The 20,816-nt window shown below is 64.3% G+C and carries 23 protein-coding genes; 12 read left to right on the top strand and 11 right to left on the bottom strand.

The genetic code is table 11. The features are described from left to right. On the top strand, positions 1 to 192 hold a 192-nt coding region (locus tag RFM40_RS08230), incomplete at its 5' end, for a hypothetical protein (RefSeq protein ID WP_320277370.1). An 80-nt stretch (positions 193 to 272) separates the two neighbouring features. Here RFM40_RS08230 and dapB read toward each other — a convergent pair. Together dapB and speB are read right to left on the bottom strand one after the other, a co-directional pair. Then, entirely contained in the window at positions 273 to 1,049 is a 777-nt protein-coding gene (gene dapB / locus RFM40_RS08235) for a 4-hydroxy-tetrahydrodipicolinate reductase (RefSeq protein ID WP_320228870.1), read from the bottom strand. A 62-nt stretch (positions 1,050 to 1,111) separates the two neighbouring features. After that, positions 1,112 to 1,915: an agmatinase gene (gene speB / locus RFM40_RS08240; protein ID WP_320228869.1), complete on the bottom strand. Its 804-nt coding sequence runs from the start codon at positions 1,913 to 1,915 to the stop codon at positions 1,112 to 1,114. 215 nt (positions 1,916 to 2,130) lie between these two features. Here speB and RFM40_RS08245 point away from each other — a divergent pair, with 215 nt between their 5' ends. After that, complete coding sequence (locus tag RFM40_RS08245; RefSeq protein WP_320277371.1) at positions 2,131 to 4,887, top strand: tetratricopeptide repeat protein; 2,757 nt, start codon at positions 2,131 to 2,133, stop codon at positions 4,885 to 4,887. A 58-nt stretch (positions 4,888 to 4,945) separates the two neighbouring features. Here RFM40_RS08245 and RFM40_RS08250 read toward each other — a convergent pair whose 3' ends face one another. After that, entirely contained in the window at positions 4,946 to 7,051 is a 2,106-nt protein-coding gene (locus tag RFM40_RS08250) for a molybdopterin oxidoreductase family protein (protein WP_320228867.1), read from the bottom strand. Between the two features lie 249 nt (positions 7,052 to 7,300). After that, the gene (locus tag RFM40_RS08255; protein WP_320228866.1) at positions 7,301 to 9,178 is read right to left on the bottom strand and encodes an ABC-F family ATP-binding cassette domain-containing protein; all 1,878 of its coding nucleotides are present in this window, start codon (positions 9,176 to 9,178) and stop codon (positions 7,301 to 7,303) included. A gap of 134 nt (positions 9,179 to 9,312) precedes the next feature. Between RFM40_RS08255 and RFM40_RS08260 the strand changes: the two genes are divergently transcribed. Both RFM40_RS08260 and RFM40_RS08265 read left to right on the top strand, forming a co-directional pair. Beyond that, positions 9,313 to 9,543, top strand: a complete 231-nt coding sequence (locus RFM40_RS08260; RefSeq protein ID WP_320228865.1) for a hypothetical protein — start codon at positions 9,313 to 9,315, stop codon at positions 9,541 to 9,543. Between the two features lie 275 nt (positions 9,544 to 9,818). Beyond that, a complete protein-coding gene (locus RFM40_RS08265; RefSeq protein WP_320228864.1) occupies positions 9,819 to 10,460 on the top strand; it encodes a lysozyme inhibitor LprI family protein in 642 nt (213 codons plus the stop codon). Between the two features lie 409 nt (positions 10,461 to 10,869). Here RFM40_RS08265 and RFM40_RS08270 read toward each other — a convergent pair whose 3' ends face one another. The 5 genes from RFM40_RS08270 to RFM40_RS08290 form a co-directional block, all read right to left on the bottom strand. Then, positions 10,870 to 11,256, bottom strand: a complete 387-nt coding sequence (locus RFM40_RS08270) for a hypothetical protein (RefSeq protein WP_320228863.1) — start codon at positions 11,254 to 11,256, stop codon at positions 10,870 to 10,872. Positions 11,257 to 11,267: 11 nt separating this feature from the next. Beyond that, positions 11,268 to 11,708 (bottom strand): Ros/MucR family transcriptional regulator, encoded by a 441-nt coding sequence (locus RFM40_RS08275; RefSeq protein WP_320221462.1) that lies wholly within the window; start codon positions 11,706 to 11,708, stop codon positions 11,268 to 11,270. A gap of 361 nt (positions 11,709 to 12,069) precedes the next feature. Further along, positions 12,070 to 12,279, bottom strand: coding sequence for a hypothetical protein (locus RFM40_RS08280; RefSeq protein ID WP_320228862.1), 210 nt, complete (start codon positions 12,277 to 12,279; stop codon positions 12,070 to 12,072). A gap of 17 nt (positions 12,280 to 12,296) precedes the next feature. After that, positions 12,297 to 13,319 (bottom strand): DMT family transporter, encoded by a 1,023-nt coding sequence (locus RFM40_RS08285; protein ID WP_320228874.1) that lies wholly within the window; start codon positions 13,317 to 13,319, stop codon positions 12,297 to 12,299. 53 nt (positions 13,320 to 13,372) lie between these two features. Then, entirely contained in the window at positions 13,373 to 14,206 is an 834-nt protein-coding gene (locus RFM40_RS08290) for a hypothetical protein (RefSeq protein ID WP_292300270.1), read from the bottom strand. Between the two features lie 112 nt (positions 14,207 to 14,318). Here RFM40_RS08290 and RFM40_RS08295 point away from each other — a divergent pair, with 112 nt between their 5' ends. Beyond that, a complete protein-coding gene (locus tag RFM40_RS08295; protein ID WP_320277372.1) occupies positions 14,319 to 15,287 on the top strand; it encodes a LysR substrate-binding domain-containing protein in 969 nt (322 codons plus the stop codon). A gap of 257 nt (positions 15,288 to 15,544) precedes the next feature. Here the strand turns inward: RFM40_RS08295 and RFM40_RS08300 are convergent, their stop codons facing one another. Beyond that, on the bottom strand, positions 15,545 to 15,718 hold the full coding sequence (locus RFM40_RS08300) for a hypothetical protein (protein WP_320228860.1): 174 nt from the start codon (positions 15,716 to 15,718) through the stop codon (positions 15,545 to 15,547). Between the two features lie 130 nt (positions 15,719 to 15,848). Here RFM40_RS08300 and RFM40_RS08305 point away from each other — a divergent pair, with 130 nt between their 5' ends. From RFM40_RS08305 to RFM40_RS08335, 7 genes are all read left to right on the top strand, one after another. Further along, entirely contained in the window at positions 15,849 to 16,016 is a 168-nt protein-coding gene (locus RFM40_RS08305; RefSeq protein ID WP_189521292.1) for a hypothetical protein, read from the top strand. Between the two features lie 62 nt (positions 16,017 to 16,078). Further along, positions 16,079 to 18,160: an ATP-dependent helicase gene (locus tag RFM40_RS08310; RefSeq protein WP_320228859.1), complete on the top strand. Its 2,082-nt coding sequence runs from the start codon at positions 16,079 to 16,081 to the stop codon at positions 18,158 to 18,160. 140 nt (positions 18,161 to 18,300) lie between these two features. Then, a complete protein-coding gene (locus tag RFM40_RS08315) occupies positions 18,301 to 18,606 on the top strand; it encodes a hypothetical protein (RefSeq protein ID WP_320228858.1) in 306 nt (101 codons plus the stop codon). Positions 18,607 to 18,674: 68 nt separating this feature from the next. Then, a complete protein-coding gene (locus tag RFM40_RS08320; protein WP_320228857.1) occupies positions 18,675 to 18,860 on the top strand; it encodes a hypothetical protein in 186 nt (61 codons plus the stop codon). Between the two features lie 134 nt (positions 18,861 to 18,994). Continuing rightward, positions 18,995 to 19,297, top strand: a complete 303-nt coding sequence (locus RFM40_RS08325; protein WP_320228856.1) for a DUF982 domain-containing protein — start codon at positions 18,995 to 18,997, stop codon at positions 19,295 to 19,297. Between the two features lie 254 nt (positions 19,298 to 19,551). After that, positions 19,552 to 19,812, top strand: a complete 261-nt coding sequence (locus tag RFM40_RS08330; protein WP_320228855.1) for a hypothetical protein — start codon at positions 19,552 to 19,554, stop codon at positions 19,810 to 19,812. Beyond that, positions 19,809 to 19,970: a cupredoxin domain-containing protein gene (locus tag RFM40_RS08335; RefSeq protein WP_320228854.1), complete on the top strand. Its 162-nt coding sequence runs from the start codon at positions 19,809 to 19,811 to the stop codon at positions 19,968 to 19,970. The genes RFM40_RS08330 and RFM40_RS08335 overlap by 4 nt, the downstream gene beginning before the upstream one ends. Positions 19,971 to 20,001: 31 nt before the next feature. Here RFM40_RS08335 and RFM40_RS08340 read toward each other — a convergent pair whose 3' ends face one another. After that, positions 20,002 to 20,787, bottom strand: a complete 786-nt coding sequence (locus RFM40_RS08340) for a GGDEF domain-containing protein (protein WP_320228853.1) — start codon at positions 20,785 to 20,787, stop codon at positions 20,002 to 20,004. Positions 20,788 to 20,816: the final 29 nt, after the last annotated feature.

Here is a 20,816-nt window from a genome sequence, read left to right on the forward strand (position 1 = left end):
CGAGTTCGCAAATGCAACTTGACACCTCAGATAGTCGCTCATTGCCCTGCCGGGCATTTCTCCCCGTTAACGTGGAGAAAGAAGCTGGCCGCGATGCCGGCTCTCTTCTTTGAAACGTTGGTGATTGGCGAAATCCTTGGCGCCAGCGCCCTTCTCCCGCTCTACGGGGAGAAGATGGCGGCAGCCAGATGAGGGCAGCGCCGGCGTTCGACAGGCAAGGAGCAAGATGAACTTCAAGCCCAGCGACGATTGCCTGGGCCCTCCCCCGGCTCTCACTGGGCGCCGAAACCCAGAACGTCGCGCATGTCGTATTCGCCAGGCGGCTGTCCGGCGACCCACAGTGCCGCGGCGATGGCGCCGCGGGCGAACATCGAGCGGTCGCCGGCCGCGTGCGAAAGCGTGAGCCTCTCGCCTTCGCTGAGGAAGCTCACGCTATGCTCGCCGACAACGCTGCCGCCACGCAGCACTGCGAAACCGATCTCGCCGGCAGGGCGCGGGCCGGTGAGGCCATCGCGGGCGCGTCTGGCGACATCGTCCAGGCTGACGGCCCGCCCGCGCGCCGCTGCCTCGCCCAGCATCAGCGCCGTGCCAGACGGCGCATCGACCTTGAGGCGGTGATGCGCTTCCAGAATCTCGATGTCGCAGTCGTCGGCACTGAGCGCCCGCGCTGCCTGCTCGACCAGCCCGGTCAACATGTTGAGCCCCAGCGAATAGCTGCCGGAGCGTACGACGGCGATTTTCTCGGCGGCCTTGGCGATCGTCTCCAGTTCCGCGGCATCGAAGCCGGTCGAGCCGATGACCAACGCCGGGCCGCCGCGCGCCGCGCACGCTCTTGCCAGCTCCGCCGAAGCCGCCGGCGTGGTGAAATCGATGACCACATCGGCAAGCGCCAGCGCCTCGTCGCGCTCGTCCAGCCCCTCGCCCGTGCTGCCCGGCCGGTGGAAGCGGGCGACGAGTTCCAGCCGCGGATCGGCGGGGATGGTCTCGGCCATCTGCCGGCCCATACGGCCGAGCGCGCCGGCGATGGCTATCTTGAGCGGCCGTGGCATGGTTGTCCCCGTTGAAAGGCGAATCGGAACAAGCGTCTAGCACGCCGCTTTGCCAAATTGATTCAGCCGGCGCCGTTCGTCTTCAGCATCATGCCGGCGATCTCCTTGACCAGCTTTGCGGCGACGAGCGCCGTCACGTTGGAGAGGTCCTGGCGCGGATTGTATTCGACGACATCGGCAGCGACTATTCGTTGATCGATCGACTGGATCAGGCCGATCACCTGGCGGGTGGTGAAGCCGCCCGGTTCACGATGGGAGATACCCGGAGCGAAGGCCGGATCGAGCGCGTCGAGATCCATCGAGATATAGACGGGCGTCTCGAGGTTGAGCCGCAGCCCTTCGTTGAAATGCCGCATCTCCACTGCCTCGACGCCGAAGCGCGCGAACTGCTCGCGGTGGTGATCGTTGACGGTGCGCAAGCCGATCTGGATCAGCCGGTCGGCGAGCTGCTCCTCCATGATGCGAGCGAAGGGCGAGGTGTGCGAGCGCGGATTGTCGCCGTAGGAATGATAGATGTCCGGATGCGCGTCGACGTGGACGATCGTCAGGTTCGGATGGCGCTTGCGCACAGCGCGCAATACCGGCCAGGAAATGGCATGGTCGCCGCCGAGCGAGATCAGCGGGTGACCTGCATCCAGCGCGCGGCCGACCTCGCTCTCGATCCGCTGCCACGGATCGCCGGGTTGCGTGAAATCGATGTCGCCGTAATCGACGAAGCGGTCGGTCAGATCGAAACCGGTTTCCGACCATGAGGTGTAGGCGTCGCTGGCGAGTTCGCGCCGGATCAGCGGCGGCGCCTCGGCCGGCCCGCGCAGATAGGACGAGTTCTCGTCATGCGGAATGCCCAGAAGCGAGACCTTGGCCATGACATTCTTCCTCGTTACGGAGACAAGGTGCCTCTATAGACGGCGGAGCTGGCGGGTGCGACCGAAGGCGCTTGGACCAGATCGCAAAACACGCCGTTTAGATCCGCGCGCGAATGTGAAGCGCTACACTCATCATGGCTCGCGCGATGTGCTAATTTGGCTCCGCTGTCCGGCCGCGACGCACCGCCCGGACCGGGTCCGCGGGGGGGAAGCTCATGTTACGGCCAGTGCATGTCCTGGTTCTTTCCTGCCTCGCGCTCGCACCACTCGCCGGCGGGGCATTCGCCGCCCAGGCATCTTCCGACAAATCCGACGATGCGGCAAAGAAGGCCGCGCTCGCTGAGGCGATCAGCACCTGCGACCGGGGTGCCTCCGTGCCGCTCGACCCCGAAGCCAAGGCGCCGCCGGTCCAGTATGGCGAGCTCTTCCCGCTGGATATGAACCTCAGCAAGCTCAAAGACCTGGCCGACAAATGCCAGGCGGCGATGCTCGGCGCGCCGCGGGAAAAGCGGCTAACGCTGCAATGGCTGAGGGTCGAAGTGGCGCTCGACCAGCCGGGACTGACCTGGCTCATCCCGCAGATCAAGCCGCTGGCCGACGGCGGTAGCCCTGAAGCGAATTTCCTCCTCTACGAGTTCTACTCGGTGCATCGGCGCGACAGCGCGGATGCCGGTGCGCCGTCGGTAACCCGCGAAATGGCGCTCGACGCCCTGCAGAAAGCTGGCGCCGCCGGTCATCTGACAGCCCTGATGACGCTGCTTCGTCAGTATAACGAGGGGCCGCTGCTGCGCCGCGACGCGCGCAAGCTGGTCGAGGCCGCGCAGCACATCATCGACGCACCGGTCCAGGGCCAGTCGCCCGGCGAATGGGACAGCCAGGTCCGTAAGGACATGCCGCTGCTGATCGCGCAGACGACGCTGGAGAAGGATGGCTTCACCGGCGACGAGCAGCAAAAGGCCTTTCATGCTGTCGAGGCTGATTCCCAGGCCGGGACCAATGACTTGGTACGATCCGCGCTCGCCTACATCACGGCGCTGCGGCTGGGCCGGGGGACGCCGCAGGATGCAGCAAAGGCCAGGCAGCTGCTGGAAGCGCGCGCCGGTCACGACGATTACGCCATCCCGATGCTGGCCGACATGCTGGCCAAGGGCGAAGGCGGCCCGGCGGATGGCAAGCGCGCCATCGCCATGCTGCGCGTCGCAACCAAGAATGTGGCCGAGGCCGGGCTGATGCTCGCCGGCCTGCTGCTGGACGGCAAGTTCGTCGGCCGCCAGCCGCGGGCGGCGGTCCAACTGTTCAACGCCTCATGGGACCTCGATGCCTGCATCAGGCTTGCGGGCTCGCTCCTCGACTATGACGGCGTGCAGGTCGACTATCCCGATCTGCTGGTCGAGCGCCTGAGCGACGGCGCCGATGCCGGCGAGCCCGGCGCGGCGCTGGCTCTGGCGCGGCTCGAGCTTTCGGACAATCAGCAGTTCAAGAACGAGAACCGGGCGCGCGCCATGCTGAAGCCACTGGCGGACGCCGGCGACCGCGACGCGCTCTGGCTCTATGCCTCGACGCAATACGCCAATCTCGATTCGACCAGCTATCGACCCTCGCGCCGCGACGGCGGCCTGAGTGACGATGATCTGAAAACGCTGATCGATGAGGGCGAAGGCAAGAAGGAACCGCAGGCCTATCTGCTTCATGCCAAACTGCTGCGGCGGGGCTTGGTCTATCCGCAGGACGACGTCAGGGCGACCGCGATGCTGATCAACGCCGCCAATCTCGGCAGCGTCGAAGCCATGGTGCTGCTCGGCGACGCCTATGACAACGGTCTCGGCATCGACAAGAACCCGCGCGAGCGGCTGCACGCGTGGCGCGAGGCGGCCCGGCTCGGTTCGCTCAAGGCAAGGGGCAAGCTTGCCGATGCCTTCACCTTCGACAGTTTCGACCGGCTGATGACGCTGCGCGAAGGCATCACCAACCGCATTGCCCTCTACAATGACGGCATCGGCAGGATGGGCGCCGGGGTGTTCGGCGGCGATGCCGGCATCGAACTAAGCGGCCTCTTTTCCGGGCCGGCCTCCAGCGCCGGAACGGCCGCGGTCGCCGCCGCGGTGATGGACGCGTTTCGCGAAGCGCCAGCCGGCCTCGACGAGGAAAACCTGGTCAGCGTCGGCAAAGCCCTGCCCGACGAAATCCGCATCGCGATCGAGACGACGCTTAAGAGCGAAGGTTTTTACGCGGGCGAGCCGAAGGGTTATTTTGGTCCGGACGCGCGCAAGGCACTGGCCGCGTGGGTCGATGCGAAAGGCCCGCTCACCGATGCTCCGAGCCCGCAAACGGCAGTCGGGACACAGCAGGCGGCACCGGCTTCAGACATGCTCGCGGGCGAAATCCTCGACCGCGTCCGCGACAAGGTCTTCACCCAGGCGCAGGCCGCCAAGACCGACAAGCAGAAGCAGGCCGCCATCAAGCAGCTCGACATGCTCGCCCGCTATGGCGACCTCCCCTCGCGCTGGGCGCTGGTGCGCAACTATCACCAAGCAAGGGTCGTGCGCGCGGTCGTCACGCCCGACGAAGTCACACGCTATGCGCTGGATATTCTGGTGTCGAAGCCCGACGGCGTCGACAAGGCGGAGTTCGAGTTCATCTTCGACCTGACGCAGATCGCGCAGGACCGGAAATCGCGCGCGGTCGGCAACGCCACCCTTCAGGCGATCCGCGACGATCCGCGCCTGCAGGACCCGCTGACGCTCGGCGCCATCATGGGCCAGTTCGCCTTCGCGCCGGAGGCCTGCGACTCCGTGCTCACTGCTGCCCGCAAAGCCGGCGTCGACGGCGTCGGTGAAGATGGATGCGACGAGCAAACACGCACCGCCCTCATCGCCTTCGCCAAGGACAAGGGTGCAACCGGCATCGATGCTACGGCCCGCAAGGCTGCCGCGGAAGAGATCAAGACGCTGGACGCACAGACGGCGAAGTAGTCAAGCAGCTTACGCAATTCCGGACGGAAAACCGCTGCGCACTTTTCCTGGAATTGCTTTAAAGCGCCCTGAGCCACACCTTGTTATCGTGGAAGGCAGCACCCCCATACGGCGCCGGCGTGTCGGCGCCGGTCAGCACGTTGATGCCCTCGCCGCGCTCATGCGCGCTGTTCGGCCAGATGCCTTCGGCCACCACGACGCCGCGCTTCACCCCGTCGAAGAGTTTTGCATGCAGCACGAGGTCGCCGCGCCGGTTGCCGACCTCGACGCGACCGCCATCCTCGATGCCGAGCGCTGCCGCGTCCTCGGGATGCAAGAGCAGTTCCGGCCTGCCTTCCTTGGCCTTCGACACCGGCGTCTCGGCAAAGGTCGAGTTCAGAAAATTGCGCGCCGGCGAAGTGGTCAGGCGGAACGGATGCTCCTCGTCCGCCACCTCGATCAGGTCGACATGGTCGGGGAACTCAGGCAGTCGCTCGACCGGCCCGAACAGGCCCATGCTCTTCGGCGGCCGGTTGGGCGCCGATTGTCCCGTCCAGTTGGCCCGGAAGTGGAACTTTTTGTCGGCATGGCCGAAGCCGCTGATGAAATGCGCGTCGTCGAAATCGGGCTGCAGGTCGACCCATTTCTGTTCCTTCAGGCTGTCGAAGCTGCCGATCCCGCGCTTGCCGAGGATGATGTCGATATGCTCCCGCTCGGTCAGGCCGAAGCCCGGCCGGTCCCCGACGCCCAGCCGCTTGCCCAACTCCTCATTGACGTAGTGGTTGGTGCGCGGCCCTTCGGGCGGCTCGATCAGCTTGGGACCGAGTGTGATATGCTGGTTGCCGCCGCCCTTGTAGATGTCGTCATGCTCCAGAAACATCGTTGCCGGCAGCACGACGTCGGCGAGCTTCGCCGTATCGGTCATGAACTGCTCGTGCACGCAGGTGAACAGGTCCTCGCGCAAGAAACCCTGCTTCACCAGGCGCTGCTCCGGCGCGACATTCGCCGGATTGGTGTTCTGGATCAGCATCGCCGTCACCGGCGGGCCGCCATAGAGCGCGTCCGCGGCTCCGGTCAGCACCGGGCCGATGCGCGAATGGTCGAGATAGCGGATGTTCGGGTCGCGCATCGCGGTGCCTTCCAGCACATCCTGGTTCAGCTTGAAGATACCGGAGTTGGAGTGGAAGGCGCCGCCGCCCTCGTATTGCCAGGCGCCGGTGACGGCGGCGATGCAGGAGGCGGCATGCATGTTGGCCGAGCCGTTGCGCTGGCGGGCGAAGCCGTAGCCAAGGCGAAAGTAAGTCTTCTTCGTCGTGCCGACGAGATGCGCGAAGGCTTCGATCTCGGTGACTGTCAGCCCCGTGATGGCCGCCGCCCATTCGGGCGTGCGCGTTTTCAGATGCTCTTCCAGTCCGCGCGGATCATCCGTGTATTTTTCGAGATAGGCGCGGTCGGCCATGCCGTCGCGGAACAGTACATGCATGACCGCGCAGGCGAGCGCGCCATCCGTGCCGGGCTTGAGCACCAGGCCGAGATCGGCCTGCTTCATGGTGGCGTTGTCATAGATGTCGACGACGACGATCTTGGCGCCGCGTTCCTTGCGCGCCCTTGTGGCGTGGCTCATGACATTGACCTGCGTGACCACGGCATTCGTGCCCCAGATCACCACGCAGTCGGACTTTGCCATCTCACGCGGATCGGGACCGCGGAGCGCACCCGCTCCCATCATCCAGCCGGTCCAGGCAAGATTGGTGCAGATCGAGCCGAAGAAGCCCGAATATTTCTTGGCATGCCGCAGCCGCTCGATGCCATCACGCTGCACCAGCCCCATCGTGCCCGCATAGAAATATGGCCAGACCGTTTCCGAGCCGTATTTCGCTTCGGCCACGATGAATTTTTCGGCGACGAGATCGAGCGCCGCTTCCCAGCTGGATTCCTTCCAGGCGCCCTCGCCCTTGCCGCCTGAGCGCACCAGCGGCTTCAGCAGGCGGTCCGGATGGTGCACCCGGTCGGCATAGCGGGCAACCTTGGCGCAGACAACGCCGGCCGTGTAGCTGTTGGTCTTGGCGCCATGGATGCGGCCGATGCGGTTTTGGTCGATGAGCTCGACCTCGAGCGCGCAGGTGGACGGGCAATCATGCGGACAGGCCGAATGGCCGATCCTGAGCTTGGCGTGCTGGTTCATGCGGGGGTATGTAGCGGGTTTTGAGGGCGGCGTGTAGGGCCAGATGGGGCTTCCCCTTCTCCCCTTGTGGGAGAAGGTGGCCGAGCGAAGCTCGGTCGGATGAGGGGTGTTGGAAGGATCGCTACGACAAAGAAATGGGCGCTTGAAGCATCCTGTTTTTCAGCGCCTCACTCCGTCCAACACCCCTCATCCGTCTCGGCGCTGCGCGCCGATCCACCTTCTCCCACAAGGGGCGAAGGGGAAGCCGCCCTACTCCGCGATCCCTTCCTCATACTCAGCCGACATCGTCAGCCATTTGTCCTCGTTCACGGCAAGCGTCTGCGCCAGCTGCGAGCGCTCCTTGGCCAGCCGCGTCGCGGTCGAAGGGTCCTTCTCGTAGATCGCCGGGTTGGCGAGCTCGTCCTCGATCAGGTCCATGCGCTTGCGGATGCGGTCCATAAGCGCCTCGGTGGCGCGGATTTCCTTGGCAAGCGGCTCGAACGCCGAGCGCCGAGCGGCCGCTTCGCGGCGGCGGTCGGCCTTGGAGGCCTTGTCAGCTTCCTTCTGCTCCCGGCGGTTGGAGGAAACGCCGGTGACCAGCGTCTTATAGTCCTCAAGGTCGCCGTCAAAGGGATTGACCGCGCCGTCCTTGACCAGCCACAGCCGGTCGGCCGTCGCTTCTAGCAAATGCCGGTCGTGCGAGATCAGGATCACCGCGCCGGAGAAATCGTTGAGCGCATGGATCAGCGATTCACGGCTGTCGATGTCGAGGTGGTTGGTCGGCTCGTCGAGGATGAAGAGGTTCGGCCCTTCGAAGGCCGAAAGACCCATCAAAAGACGCGCCTTCTCGCCGCCGGACAGATCCTTCGCCGCGGTGTTCATCTTCTCGGTCGACAGCCCGAACTGGGCGACGCGAGCGCGCACCTTGGCTTCCGGCGCATCGGGCATCAGCCGGCGCACATGCTCGTAGGCGCTTTCCTCGGGACGCAAATCGTCGAGCTGGTGCTGGGCGAAGATCGCCACCTTCAGGCCCGGCGCAATCGTCATGGTGCCGGTTTCCCCTTTCAGGCGGCCGGCGAGCAGCTTGGCGAAGGTCGACTTGCCGTTGCCGTTGGCGCCGAGCAGCGCGATGCGGTCGTCGGCATCGATGCGCAGCGTCATCTTCTTCAAGACCGGGTTGCCCTCAGTGTAGCCGACATTGACGGCGTTCAGCGCCACGATCGGCGAAGCCACCGTCTTGACTGGCTCCGGGAAGGAGAACGGCCTCACCGTATCGTTCACCACCGCCGCGATCGGCTTCAGCTTCTCCAGCGCCTTTAGGCGCGACTGCGCCTGCCTGGCCTTCGAAGCCTTGGCGCGGAAGCGCTCGACGAAGGACTCCATGTGCTTGCGCTGCGCTTCCTGCTTGACGCGGCTCTTTTCCTGCAATTCGCGCTGCTCGGTGAGCTGGCGCTCGAACTGGTCGTAGCCGCCGCGCCAAAAGGTCAGCTTCTTCTGGTCGAGATGGACGATCGAGTTGACGGCGCGATTGAGCAGGTCGCGGTCGTGCGAGATCAAGAGCACCGTGTGCGGGTACTTGGAGACATAGTTCTCCAGCCACAGCGTGCCTTCGAGGTCGAGATAGTTGGTCGGCTCGTCGAGCAGCAGAAGATCTGGCTCGGAGAAAAGCACTGCCGCAAGAGCCACGCGCATGCGCCAGCCGCCGGAGAAAGACGAGGCGGGCCGCTTCTGCGCGGCGTCGTCGAAGCCGAGGCCGGCGAGGATGGTGGCTGCGCGGGATTCGGCCGAATGCGCGTCGATGTCGGCGAGCCGCGTATGGATTTCGGCGATGCGATGCGGATCGGTGGCGGTCTTCTCCTCCTCCAGCAGCGCCGCACGCTCGACATCGGCCTTGAGCACGATGTCGATCAGCGGCTCCTCGGTGCCCGGCGCTTCCTGCGCCACCTGGCCGATACGGGTGTTTTTCGGCAGGCTGATCGAGCCGGTCTCGGAGGGGAAATCGCCGGTGATCGCCTTGAACAGCGTCGTCTTGCCGGTGCCATTGCGGCCGACGAGACCGGCCTTGGTGCCGGCCGGCAAGGTCAGCGAGGCATGGTCGAGAAGCAAGCGCCCCGCCATGCGCAGCGAGAGGTCGTTGATGATAAGCATGGGCGGGCTTTTGCACGGGACGCCGGCGCTTCGCAAGAGCCAGGGCCGGGATCAGGGCTCGCTGTGTCCGGCCGCCGGTCATTCAACCAAGGCCGATCACGGAACCAGTTGCCGGCCGGAGCGTTTTGAGGCCCGTGATCCGTTATTTCGCCCTCGCCTTCATCTTCTTCCAGGTCGCCACAACAGCAGCGCTGGCGACGCAGGTGGTTCTGTTTGAGCACGAGACGGCTGCAGTGCTCTCCCCCGTCGAACCCGTGAACGGGGCGCAGGCACAGCCGATCTCCCCCCAAGTGGGGGAGATGGCCGGCAGGCCAGAGGGGGGCCCGCCGGAACACCTGCTGATCCAGATTGATTCCGGAAAATAGTCTCAAGCGTCGCCTATGAATGATTGAGAGGCTGGCGGAACAGCGCCCCCTTGTGCCCTGCCCGTCCTCCGCAGCAGCTGCGCTGCAGCTACAGAGGATGGACCGGACATCTCCTTTACTTGTTTACTTGGGGAGATTGCGGGCTCCTCTGCTTTCGCTGATCACCGCCGGTCACACTTTGCTTGCCATGTCACCGATTTGACGTTGATCGCTGCTATCGGCTCAACCTATGCTGGCGCGAGCGGCGGGCTTTGCGGACATCATGAGGTGATCCAATGAAGCGACTGTTCTGCGCCGCCGGTCTCGCCCTGCTTGTCACCACGCCCGCGGCCCTTGCGGCAGCGCCAGACTGCGCGGCGGCGAAGACGCAGGCCGACCTTGCCACCTGCACCGCCAAGGACGCGGCGTCGGCCGACGCGGCGCTCAACGCGGTCTACAAGGTGCTGTCGGAGCGCCTCGCTCCCACCGATCAGCAACGCCTGCGTGACGCGCAGCGCGCCTGGATCCCGTTCCGCGACAAAGAATGCGCCTTCCGCACCCAGCCCTATGCCGATGGCTCGGTGTATTCGAGCCTGGTCGAAACTTGTAAGACGGATTTGACCAAGGCGCGGCTGGCGCAGTTGCAGCACCAACTGCAATGCCCGGAAGGCGACCTCTCCTGTGTGCCGCAAACCGCCGCCGTCAAACCGGCGACGGCCGCCCCTGCAAGCCAGAACGACAGGCGGCCATGCGTGCAATCGGCCGGCAAGGCGAAGTCGGACCAATATGTCTCGCAATGCATCCAGGTGTCGCCGGCGACCAATCCGCCCTGCAACGGTGAGAACGCGTGCAGCATGATGATCGACGAGATCAAAAGAGGCTGCGCCATGATCGGCAACAACGACCCGCCGGCCTTCTGTTCCGCCTACAAGGACTGAGCGGCACGGCGGGCCTGGCCATTCGGCCCGGCTCGCCCGCCGTCAATCGGGGGCTATGACCATCTCCTGCGGAGATCGTGCCAGCCGGCCAAGACAACCGCAAGTTTCACTTTGCCTTATATTAGTGCAACCGGTATCGATACCACCAAAAAAGTGCTGAAATCTTTTTGGTCAGACGTGATGCTTATCGAAAATTTGATTTCAGTTTTGCCTCGATCCTGCGAACTTACCAATGCGTCGTGAGTCGCGCATAGGCGCCAACAACAAAAAACAATAAAACAATAACTTGATTGTGTCAGGAGCTCACGATGGGCGAGGCAGCCAACGATCTGCGCATGTTGAGATATGTCGCGGAGATCACGCGTAAGTTGGCGAAGATGCTTTCACGCACGCGCTACCAGATGCTTGTCTATTTTCTGGAGATGACCGCGATCGAGGCCGACAACCTTGCAACGGCGCAGGATCCCGAAGCCAAGGCTGTCGGGGCGTCAAGGCCACCCAAATCCTGCGATTGAACGCGCGCGATGACGCGATCGACGGCGCCAAGGCATCTCAGCCGTCGTGCCTCGACGATCAGGCGATCGTCATGCTCGACGATGGCGCGCTCGAAATCGTCGAGCGCGTCGAGCGCAGCGCGCAGATCGACGGCCGGCATGCTTGCCGAGAACAAGGCGCGGCGCGCCTTGACCCCCTCGCCGGCATCGACGGAAGACTGCTTGGCCACTCTGCTACGCAGGGCGTCGAGCATGGCCAAGCGGTCGGCCGGCGGCGTGGCGTCGTCCGTTGCAGGCAACATGGCCGCCGGCCTCAGGCCTTGGTTTTGCGTTTGCCCTTGGCGGCATCCGCGGCCGGCTTGCGGCCCAGGCCGGAAGACTTGGCGAGCGCCGAACGGGTGGCCGAATAGCTGGGCGCCACCATCGGATAGTCTGCCGGCAGACCCCATTTGGCGCGGTACTCGTCCGGCGTCAGCCCATGGTCGGTCGACAGGTGCCGCTTCAGCGACTTGAACTTCTTTCCGTCCTCTAGGCAGACGATGTGATCGGGGAACACCGAGCGCTTCGGATTGACGGCCGGCGTCAGCGGCGCGCTCTCCTTGACGGCCGCGGCGCCGGCGAGCTTGCGCACCGATGCGCTGACGCTGGCGATCAGATCAGGCAGGCCGGAAGCCGGAAGCGGATTGTTGCCTACATAGGCCGAAACAATGTCGGCGGTCAGCTCGATTGCAGTCTTGTCGTCGATATTGGACAATTTTTTCACCCTCTGCTGGCTCTCAAAATGACCAGCCGTTTTTAAGACTTTGGTCTAGGTATCGTATTGGACCTGTCCCCCAACGGACCGTCCAGAGTCAGTAAACGCACGAGACTCAATACCGAAGGTATGTTTTCACTGTAGGGTCGCTACCGCGCAAGTTAGGAATTCTAATACCTATAACAAACACTTTACAGCATCGAAGCCGGCACGGACGCGTAATAACGCTTCAGCACTTCAATTTTTGCGAGCAACTCCTGCAAAAATCGAGGCTCGGGGCCGAACGCTGGTACTGGCGAGCAATGCTGGCGCCGGATGACCGATTGTGACCGATCATGCCCGATTCGTTACCGCGAGTCGCTTATTTCACGGCAGCGCCGCGCCGCAATTCCACGGGTCCGCTGTCGGCCAGGATCTCCAGCACGCGTTTCCAGCGCGCGCAGCGGCCGAAATCCCTCTGCTCGATGGCCTTCTCGGCCTTCATGGCGGCATAGAGCGGCGCCTCGGCGCCGAATTCCCGCACCAGCCAGTGCGCCTCCTGTCTGGCGCGGCGTTCTTCATCGTCAAGCATGATTCCTGGCATGATGTTCAGGCCTCCGGACGTTCGATGCCGACAGCGATGCAACTGCCGATGACGAGGACGGCGCCGGCGACGGCCGTCATCGACAGGCTTTCGCCCGACAGCGCCAGCAAAAGCGTGGAAGCGATCGGCGTGAGATACGCAACGACCGCGAGCCGCCCACCCTGGTCGAGGCTCAGCGCGCGCGACCAGAAATAATAGCCGAGCCCCATCGGCCCGGCGCCGAGATAAAGGCCGAACAGCAAGTACATGCCGCCCAGGCCGGCGACGCCGTCATGCAGGCACCAGGCGAAGGTTAGCGTGACGCCGATCAGCGCCGAGGGCAGCAAAAGCCGATCCGGCGGCACGACAAGGCGGCCAATGGCGAGCGAATAGAAGGTCATGCAAAGTGCTGAGCCGAAGGCGGCGCAATAACCGACGAGGCTGCCTTCGAGCCAGGCGTGCGCGCGCCCGCCGGAGATGACCAGCGCCACGCCGGCGAAGCCGAGCGCGGCGGTGAGCCCAAGCAGCAGCGGACGCTTCGGGCGGCCGAACAGGATAATCGCGGCGGCGACCATCAGCGGCCAGGTATACGCGACGAGATTGGCCTCGATGACCGGCATCGAAGCAAAGGCGGTGTATTGCAGCACCATGGTGCCGACCAGGCCGATGAAGCCGACGGCGTAGGCCAGAGTCGACCTCCCCTTCTCCCCTTGTGGGAGAAGGTGGATCGGCGCGCAGCGCCGAGACGGATGCGGGGTGTTGGAAGAAACTCCAGCGTCGGCGATCCTTCCAGCACCCCTCATCCGACCTCGCTTCGCGAGGCCGCGTTCTCCCATAAGGGGAGAAGGAGAGGCGCCCGCCAGCCTGATCAGCGCAAAGACCAGCGCGGCGCCGCAGAACTGCAGGAACTGCACATGCGATACCGGGCGGTTGGCAAGCAGCGTCTTGCCGACCAGGGCATTGGTCGCCCACAGCGCCACCGCGCCGAAGGCAAACGCCAGCCCCGCCGTCGAAGCGGCGCCGGACCGGCATGGCTCGCTTTCGGCCATGACCGGAGCCAGGCTCGGCGACGCCGAAGGCAGCCGAGTTGGGTCATCGTTCACTACCACGACTCTCTTGCTCCGCCCGAGACGGGCTCTGCGGCCGGCTTCGGCACGGGATGCTCTTCGGCATGGCGGCGATAGGCGGGCAGCTGGTTCGTCCAGACATCGTCAGCGAGCTCGTTCACCCAGGCGCGATCGTGGTCGTTGTCGGCGGCGAGGTAGAACATCCGGTTGTCGTCGACATAGGGCTTCGTCGCCGAACGCTGGTTGAGCACCAGGGTGACGCGCGAGCCGAGCTGGATGGGCGCGGTGCGATGGAGCACGCCGAGGAACTGGCCGAGCGTGGCGTAGTTCATCTTGTGATCGATGCGCATGACCTTGTTGCGCGGCAGGTCGCGGCCGGATTCGAGCAGGGCGCGGCCGGTCTCGGAATCGTCGCAATAGATTTCAAGATGGCCGCCGATCAGAGGGTCGCTGATCGAGAGCGGAATGAGCTCCGTCACCGGGACGCCGTCGCAGTGCCATTCGACTGCGCCGTCCTTGGGGTTCATGAAGGTGACGGTCGAGCCGACGATCGACAGCGGATAGGGTTCGAGCTTGGTGCCCATCATATCGGACAGCCGTTCCAGGCGAAGCTTGTCGTTGAGCAGTTCCTTGATCTCCGGAATGTAGCGGTCGGCGCCGGTGATGAAGGTGAGGTCGAGATGCTTGTGCACGGCATGGCTGGCCTTGAGCTTGAGCGCCGCCTCCTCGATCGCGGCGAGCAGCGCGGGGTCGTAGCCATGCAGATACTGGGCGACGCCGAAGCTCGACACTTTCCACGCCGTATCATGGCCGATGATGGCTTCACGGCTCATCGCATAGCGCAGTTCGGGGATTGTATGGGCGTTCATTCTACTTCTCCAAGGTGGGGGCAACACTTGGTAAACAGTCGATTAAGCCACCCGCCCCTGTAAATTTAGGAATGCTGGTGCTACTTTAAGCCCAGCTAAAGGTCGAAACCCCGTGCGTCTGCTCAGTCAGGTCAACCTAAACTCGCTGAAAATCGTCGAGAGCGCCGCCAGGCACAAGAACTTCACGCGCGCCGGCGAGGAGCAGTTCATCACCGCTTCCGCCGTCAGCCAGCGGGTGAAGAGCCTTGAGGACCAGCTGCGATTCAAGATCTTCCAGCGCGGCGGCAATGCGGTGTCGCTGACGCCGGAGGGAGAGACCTATGTGGCGCGCGTGCGCGAGGCGCTGGAGCGGATCGTGGCGGCCAGCATGGAGGCCACCGGCCAGTCGCAGGCGCATGTGCTCAGGATCTGCGTTTTGCCGACCTTCGCGGCGCGCTGGCTGTTTCCGCGCCTCTCCACTTTCCAGCGGCAATATCCCGACATCGAGATGCGGGTCTCGACCTCCTACGCGACGCATGAATTCTCGACCTCCGAGTACGACCTCGAGATCCGCTACGGCGACGGCAATTTTCCGGGCCTCAATTCCCAGTTGCTGTTCAAGGAGGATTTGACGCCGGTGTGCAGCCGCAAGCTGTTCCACGAGGTGCTTGGCGACAAGCCGCTGTCCAAGGTGACGCCCGAGGATCTGCGGCATTTCACCCTGCTTCACTCCGACACCTGCACCCAGAACTGGCAGTCCTGGCTGGGTTTTGCCGGCGCAAGCTTCGTGCTCGGCGAGACCAAAAGCATCTATTTCGATTCCTGCATGATGTCCTACGAGGCGGCCAATGCCGGCATGGGCTTTGCCGTCGCCAACCGAGCCTATATGGCGAGCGACATCCGCGCCGAGCGGCTGGTGGCGCCTTTTGCGGTGCATCATCCCAACACCGCCGGCTGGTATTTCGTCAGTCCAATCAAGGCGCTCGGCGCGCGCAAGGTGGAGTTGTTCAAGCAGTGGATCACGGCCGAGGCCGCGTTGACGCAGCGTCAGCTAGACCTCGAGATCGCCGACATGCCGGTGAAGCGGTTGGCGATGGCCTGAGGGCCACCTGACGACACAACGCTTTCCGAGATTTCTCGGTTCGATCCTCGAAAGATGCAAAAAGATTTTCGACAGTTACGGCTACCTCTAGCCGGCTAGCGCGATCACGCCATGACGCGGCGCAGAGACTCAGCTATCTTTGACCGTGCGGCGGGCCTGATTTCCCGCTTGGCCGGCGCTAACCACCTTCCTCCCAAGCAGCGCCGGCCTTCTTCTGTGGCGGCGCCGCTTCATTTCCCGACTAACATCGCCGGTGATTATTGCTTCGGCGGCGTACCCGGCTGATCGCCACCGGTGGTCGATTTCGGCACCGGGTTCTTGTCGAGTTGCGGGTTTTGGTCGACGGGCGCCTTGGTCGGCGGCACGCTGTTGTCGCAGGCAGCGAGCGCGAGCCCTGCCGCAAGGGCCAGCAGCACAGGAAGCTTCTTCATGACGACCTCCTCTCGTTCGCCCCTTTCTCTGAGGCAAACGAGGCCGCCGCGGTTTGGTTGCGTGGGCCGGCGGGAACCAACCGGCCTGAGTCCGGTTGAACTTTCAATCGAACTGCGTGAGGAACTGGTCATGATCCGTCTGCTGCTTGTCGGCCTGTTCGCCTATGCGACCTACCGCGTCACGATGAGGATCATCGAGGAAGTGCCCGGCGACGTCGCCCCGCTGGACATGCCGGGCGATGAACGGCGTGCGCTGCGGCGCCAGTCGGCGGCGATGGGGGTCGAGCCGAAAAGGTAGTCTGCCCCTCCTCGAGGGGAGATCCCCGTTGCGAACAAAGCGGAAACGATGCTTGATGGGCGATGAACATCGCCGCTCGTGATTCGTCCTTCGAAGCTCCCGACTATCTTGCCCGGCTGAACGACGAGCAGCGGCTGGCGGTGGTGCATGGCGACGGCAAGGTCGCCGCACCGCTGCTGGTGATCGCCGGCGCCGGCTCAGGCAAGACCAACACGCTGGCGCATCGCGTCGCCCATCTCATCGTCAAGGGCGCCGATCCGCGCCGTATCCTTCTGATGACGTTTTCGCGCCGTGCCGCAGCCGAAATGGCAAAGCGCGTCGAGCGCATCGCCGGCGAGGTGCTGGGGCGCGACGCCGCGATCACCACTGATGCGCTCGCCTGGGCCGGCACTTTCCACGGCATCGGCGCCAGGCTGCTGCGCGACTATGCCGAGCAGATCGGCCTCGACCCGGCCTTCACCATCCATGACCGCGAGGATTCCGCCGACCTGATGAACCTCGCGCGCCACGAGCTCGGCTTTTCCAAGACAGAAAGCCGCTTTCCGACCAAGGGCACGTGTCTTCAAATCTACTCCCGCGCGGTCAATGCGCAGACGCCGCTCGGCGAAGTGCTGGGCTCGGCCTTCCCCTGGTGCGCGGCATGGGCGGAGCAGCTCAAAGAGCTGTTCGCGGCTTACGTCGAGGCCAAGCAGGCACAGAACGTGCTCGATTACGACGACCTGCTGCTCTACTGGGCGCAGATGGCGGCGGAGCCGGAGATCGCCGCTCACCTTGGCTCGCGCTTCGACCATGTGCTGGTCGACGAATACCAGGATACCAACCGGCTGCAGGCCTCGATCCTTCTGGCATTGAAGCCGGACGGCGCGGGGCTCACCGTGGTGGGCGACGACGCGCAGTCGATCTATTCCTTCCGCGCGGCGGAAGTGCGCAACATCCTCGATTTCCCAAAGCAGTTCGCGCAAGGCGCCGAGATCGTCATGCTGGAGCGCAATTACCGGTCGACCGAGACGATCCTTGCCGCCGCCAACAAGGTGATCGGCGAGGCGAGCGAGCGCTTCACCAAGAACCTGTGGACCGAGCGCAGATCCTCGCACAAGCCGCAACTGGTGAGCGTGCGCGACGAAGCCGAGCAGGCCAACTATGTCTGCCAGGCGATCCTGGCCGAGCGCGAGGCCGGCACGGCGCTGAAGGCGCAAGCCGTGCTCTTCCGCGCCTCGCATCACAGCGGCCCGCTGGAGGTGGAGCTGACGCGCCGCAACATCCCTTTCGTGAAATTCGGCGGCCTGAAGTTCCTCGACGCCGCCCATGTCAAGGACATGCTGGCTATGCTGCGCTTTGCCGAGAACCCGCGCGACCGCGTCGCCGGTTTTCGCGTGCTGCAGCTCATGCCCGGCATCGGCCCTTCGGCCGCCGCGCAGATCGTCGAGGCGATGGCGACGTCGCTGGATGAGACGCTGGGCCTTGCCCGCTTCCGGCCGCCGCAGCGCGCGGCTGAAGACTGGCCGGTCTTCCTCGACATCTACAGCGGGCTGCGCGCCGGCCCGAAATGGCCGGCCGACCTGGAGCGGGTCAGGCTCTGGTACGAGCCGCATATGGAGCGCGTCCATGAAGACGCAGCCACACGCCGGGCCGACCTTTTGCAGCTCGAACAGATCGCGTCGGGCTATCCCTCGCGCGAGCGTTTCCTGACCGAGCTGACGCTCGATCCGCCCGACGCCACCAGCGACCAGGCCGGGCCGCCGCATCGCGACGAGGATTACCTCATCCTGTCGACCATCCATTCGGCCAAGGGCCAGGAATGGAAGAACGTCTTCGTGCTCAATACCGTCGACGGCTGCATCCCGGCCGATCTCGGCGTCGGCACCAAGGAGGACATCGAGGAGGAGCGCCGGCTGCTCTATGTGGCGATGACGCGGGCCAAGGACAGCCTGCATCTCGTGGTGCCGCAGCGCTTTTATCCGCACAACCAGCCGGCGCGCGGTGATCGCCACGTCTATGCCTCGCGCACCCGCTTCATCCCGGCCTCGATGCTTTCGGCCTTCGAGCAGTCGTCCTGGGCAAGTGCGACGATCAAGGACGACCCGCGCCAAAGGCCGGGCGTGAAGATCGATCTCGGCGCGCGCATGCGCGGCATGTGGAAATAGCGCGCGCCCGGAAAACATCACTGGACGGCCTCCGCACCAACTCGCGAAGCCACCGCGACCGGCGGCCCGCGGCCGTCGCCATGGAACTTTTCACCCGATAACGGATTTCCGTTAGTAAAATCTAATGCAAGGAGGCAGTTATGAAGAATCTCATTCTCGCCGCCATCCTGGGCCTGGCTAGCTTGGCGCCAATGACGGGTCCGACACAGGCTGCACGCCTGACCATCACCACCGATGACGGCATGGGCAGGTATAATGACGGCTACTATTGGCGCCGTCATCATATGCGCGACGACAACTGGCGCTACAGAGGCCGATATGAGATGCGCGACTGGCGCAGCCATCGCCACAATCGCGACTGCATGGTCAGGGTGCATAAGCGCTGGCATCATCATCGCTTGGTCGTGAAGAGGGTCTGGAGTTGCGGCCTCCACAGAGGCTGGTGAGGGCAAGCTCGGAGCGCAGTCGCCAAGCGTGACGCGGGCCTCGAAACGCCCATGAGAAGAGGTGGAAAATGCGCTTGATCCCATCGGCGATGAGTTGGCGGCAACGGCTCGGCGAGCTGGCCGGCCAGCTCTTCGTCAATATTGTCGCGGCATTGATCGCAGGGGTCGCGATCCTTCTGCTGGTGCTGTCGGCGCACTACCAGATCCCGCAACCTCCGACGGAAGTGACAATCACAGCCGGCTCCGGCCCATAACGTCTGTCCTCCTGGAGGCAGGCGGAAAAGATCTCCAACGACGGAACCTCCCGCAGCAAGGCGCGTTGTGTGGCGTCCTACCCCAAGACCGAGGGTGGCAGCCGCTGTCCTCTGCTCCAATTCGAGAGGTCGAAATGCACGACAGGATGTTCTTCACCCCGGTCGCGGTCAGTGTCGGCGCCGGCCACAAGCGCATGATCGCCTCGCTGTCCGGCATGCACGAATTCCTGACCGAATTCCCGCCGTCGCGCCGGCGGCTGAGCTACGGCGCCGCGGCGAAGGCTTGCGAAGCCGCGCGGGCCGGAGACATCTCCGCCGAATCGGCGCGCGACGCGCTGATCACCTTCGCGGTGACCGCCGGCATCCTGTGGCCGGCGGACCAGCCGATCGTCTCGGTGAAACCAGCCGCGCGCGGCCATAGCGGCTTCGCAGGCTGAAATCAGCCGGCCGGCACGGCCGACAGAGGCCCTGACAAAACCCGCCTGGGACGACTCTCGGGCGGGTTTTGTCGTTCAACCTGACTTACCGACTGCATGCCGCTGCCTCGGCCGGAACTTTTCCGGCGCTGCGTGAAACATCGCATGGAACAGGCCGCTACGTGAAACATCGCACAGAACAGCCCGTTGCGTGAAACATCGCACAGAACATTCGCGCTCCCCATGCAGGTTTGCGGACATGCTGCGGGGGGTGAATGTTTCTCGATCGCGACCAGTTCAAGCCAGCGGCGGAAATGAGGCTCGCCCGGGACAAAACGTCGATCCGCGTCGCGATCACGGACCAGAAGGCGTGCGAGTTCAGCGAGGCCGTCTATGCCTGGATCACCGCCGACGGCAAGCCGGTCAGGATCGGCACCTGCGGCTCATCGGGGGCAAGCGCCTGCTCTCCTATCCAGGTTACATCAACCGGAGCCTGGCCGGACGCGACGGCACAACGCCGAAATGGGAAGCGTTGAAGTGGCTGGGCCTGCTGACCGCGCATGGCATGCTGACGGCAGTCGTGCATCAGCCTGAGCCGACATTGACGGCAACCGGCTTGATCTGGCCGTATATCGAGGTCGAGCGCCAGCTGATCCGCCGGTACAGGCCGCTTCTCAACCGCAACCACCGGTGATGCCGGCCAGGTCTCTGCCGCGAGGAGCCGATCAATGGAACGTGCCGGCGACGTCGTCCGACAGCACGCCACGCGGGTTTTCGAAGCTCACCTGGTCGCGTCCGTTCGACTTCGCCTTGTAGAGATGCCTGTCGGCGACCTTGAACATGTCGTGATAGGTGGTGGGCCCGCTGAAGGCGATGCCGCCGATGCTGACCGAGAGCGGGCATGACTGCCCGCCGGGCGCGAACTCGGCCTCGCGGATGCGCAGCCTGATCGTCTCCGCGACCAGGAAGGAGCGCGTCGCGTCGGCGCCCGGGAGAAAGACCGCGAATTCCTCGCCGCCGATGCGTCCGACGATGTCGGCGCCGTGGAGCTGGCCCTGGATCGTGCTGGCGATCAGCTTCAGCGCCTGGTCGCCGCAATCGTGGCCAAGACGGTCGTTGATCGACTTGAAATGATCGGCGTCGACGATCAGCAGCGCGCCGGCATCGGCGACTACATGGCTGCGGGCCTGCTCGAGATAGGCCTCGACCAGCATCGAGAAGGCGCCGCGGTTGAAGACCGCCGTCAGGCTGTCGGTCGCGGCAACAATGCTGAGCTCCTTCTGGGCGATCGCCAGCTGGCGCATCTTCCACATCAGGAAGAACAGGAAGGAGCCGCCAAGCACAAGCGGCAGGAACAGGTCGGTGAGCTTGGCCCAAAGCAGGGCATCGGGCGACAGCGAGGGAAAGTTGAAGGAATCGACAAAGAAGGCAGCCGCAATGAAGAAAGCCGTGCCGGCGACGGTGACCAGCGCGACCCTGCCCCAACTGGTGGCAGACAAATCGATGCGCATGTCATTGCTCCCACTGCAACTCACTCATT

The sequence above is a fragment of the Mesorhizobium captivum genome (assembly GCF_033977165.1).
In the GTDB taxonomy this organism is placed as follows: Bacteria; Pseudomonadota; Alphaproteobacteria; order Rhizobiales; family Rhizobiaceae; genus Mesorhizobium; species Mesorhizobium captivum.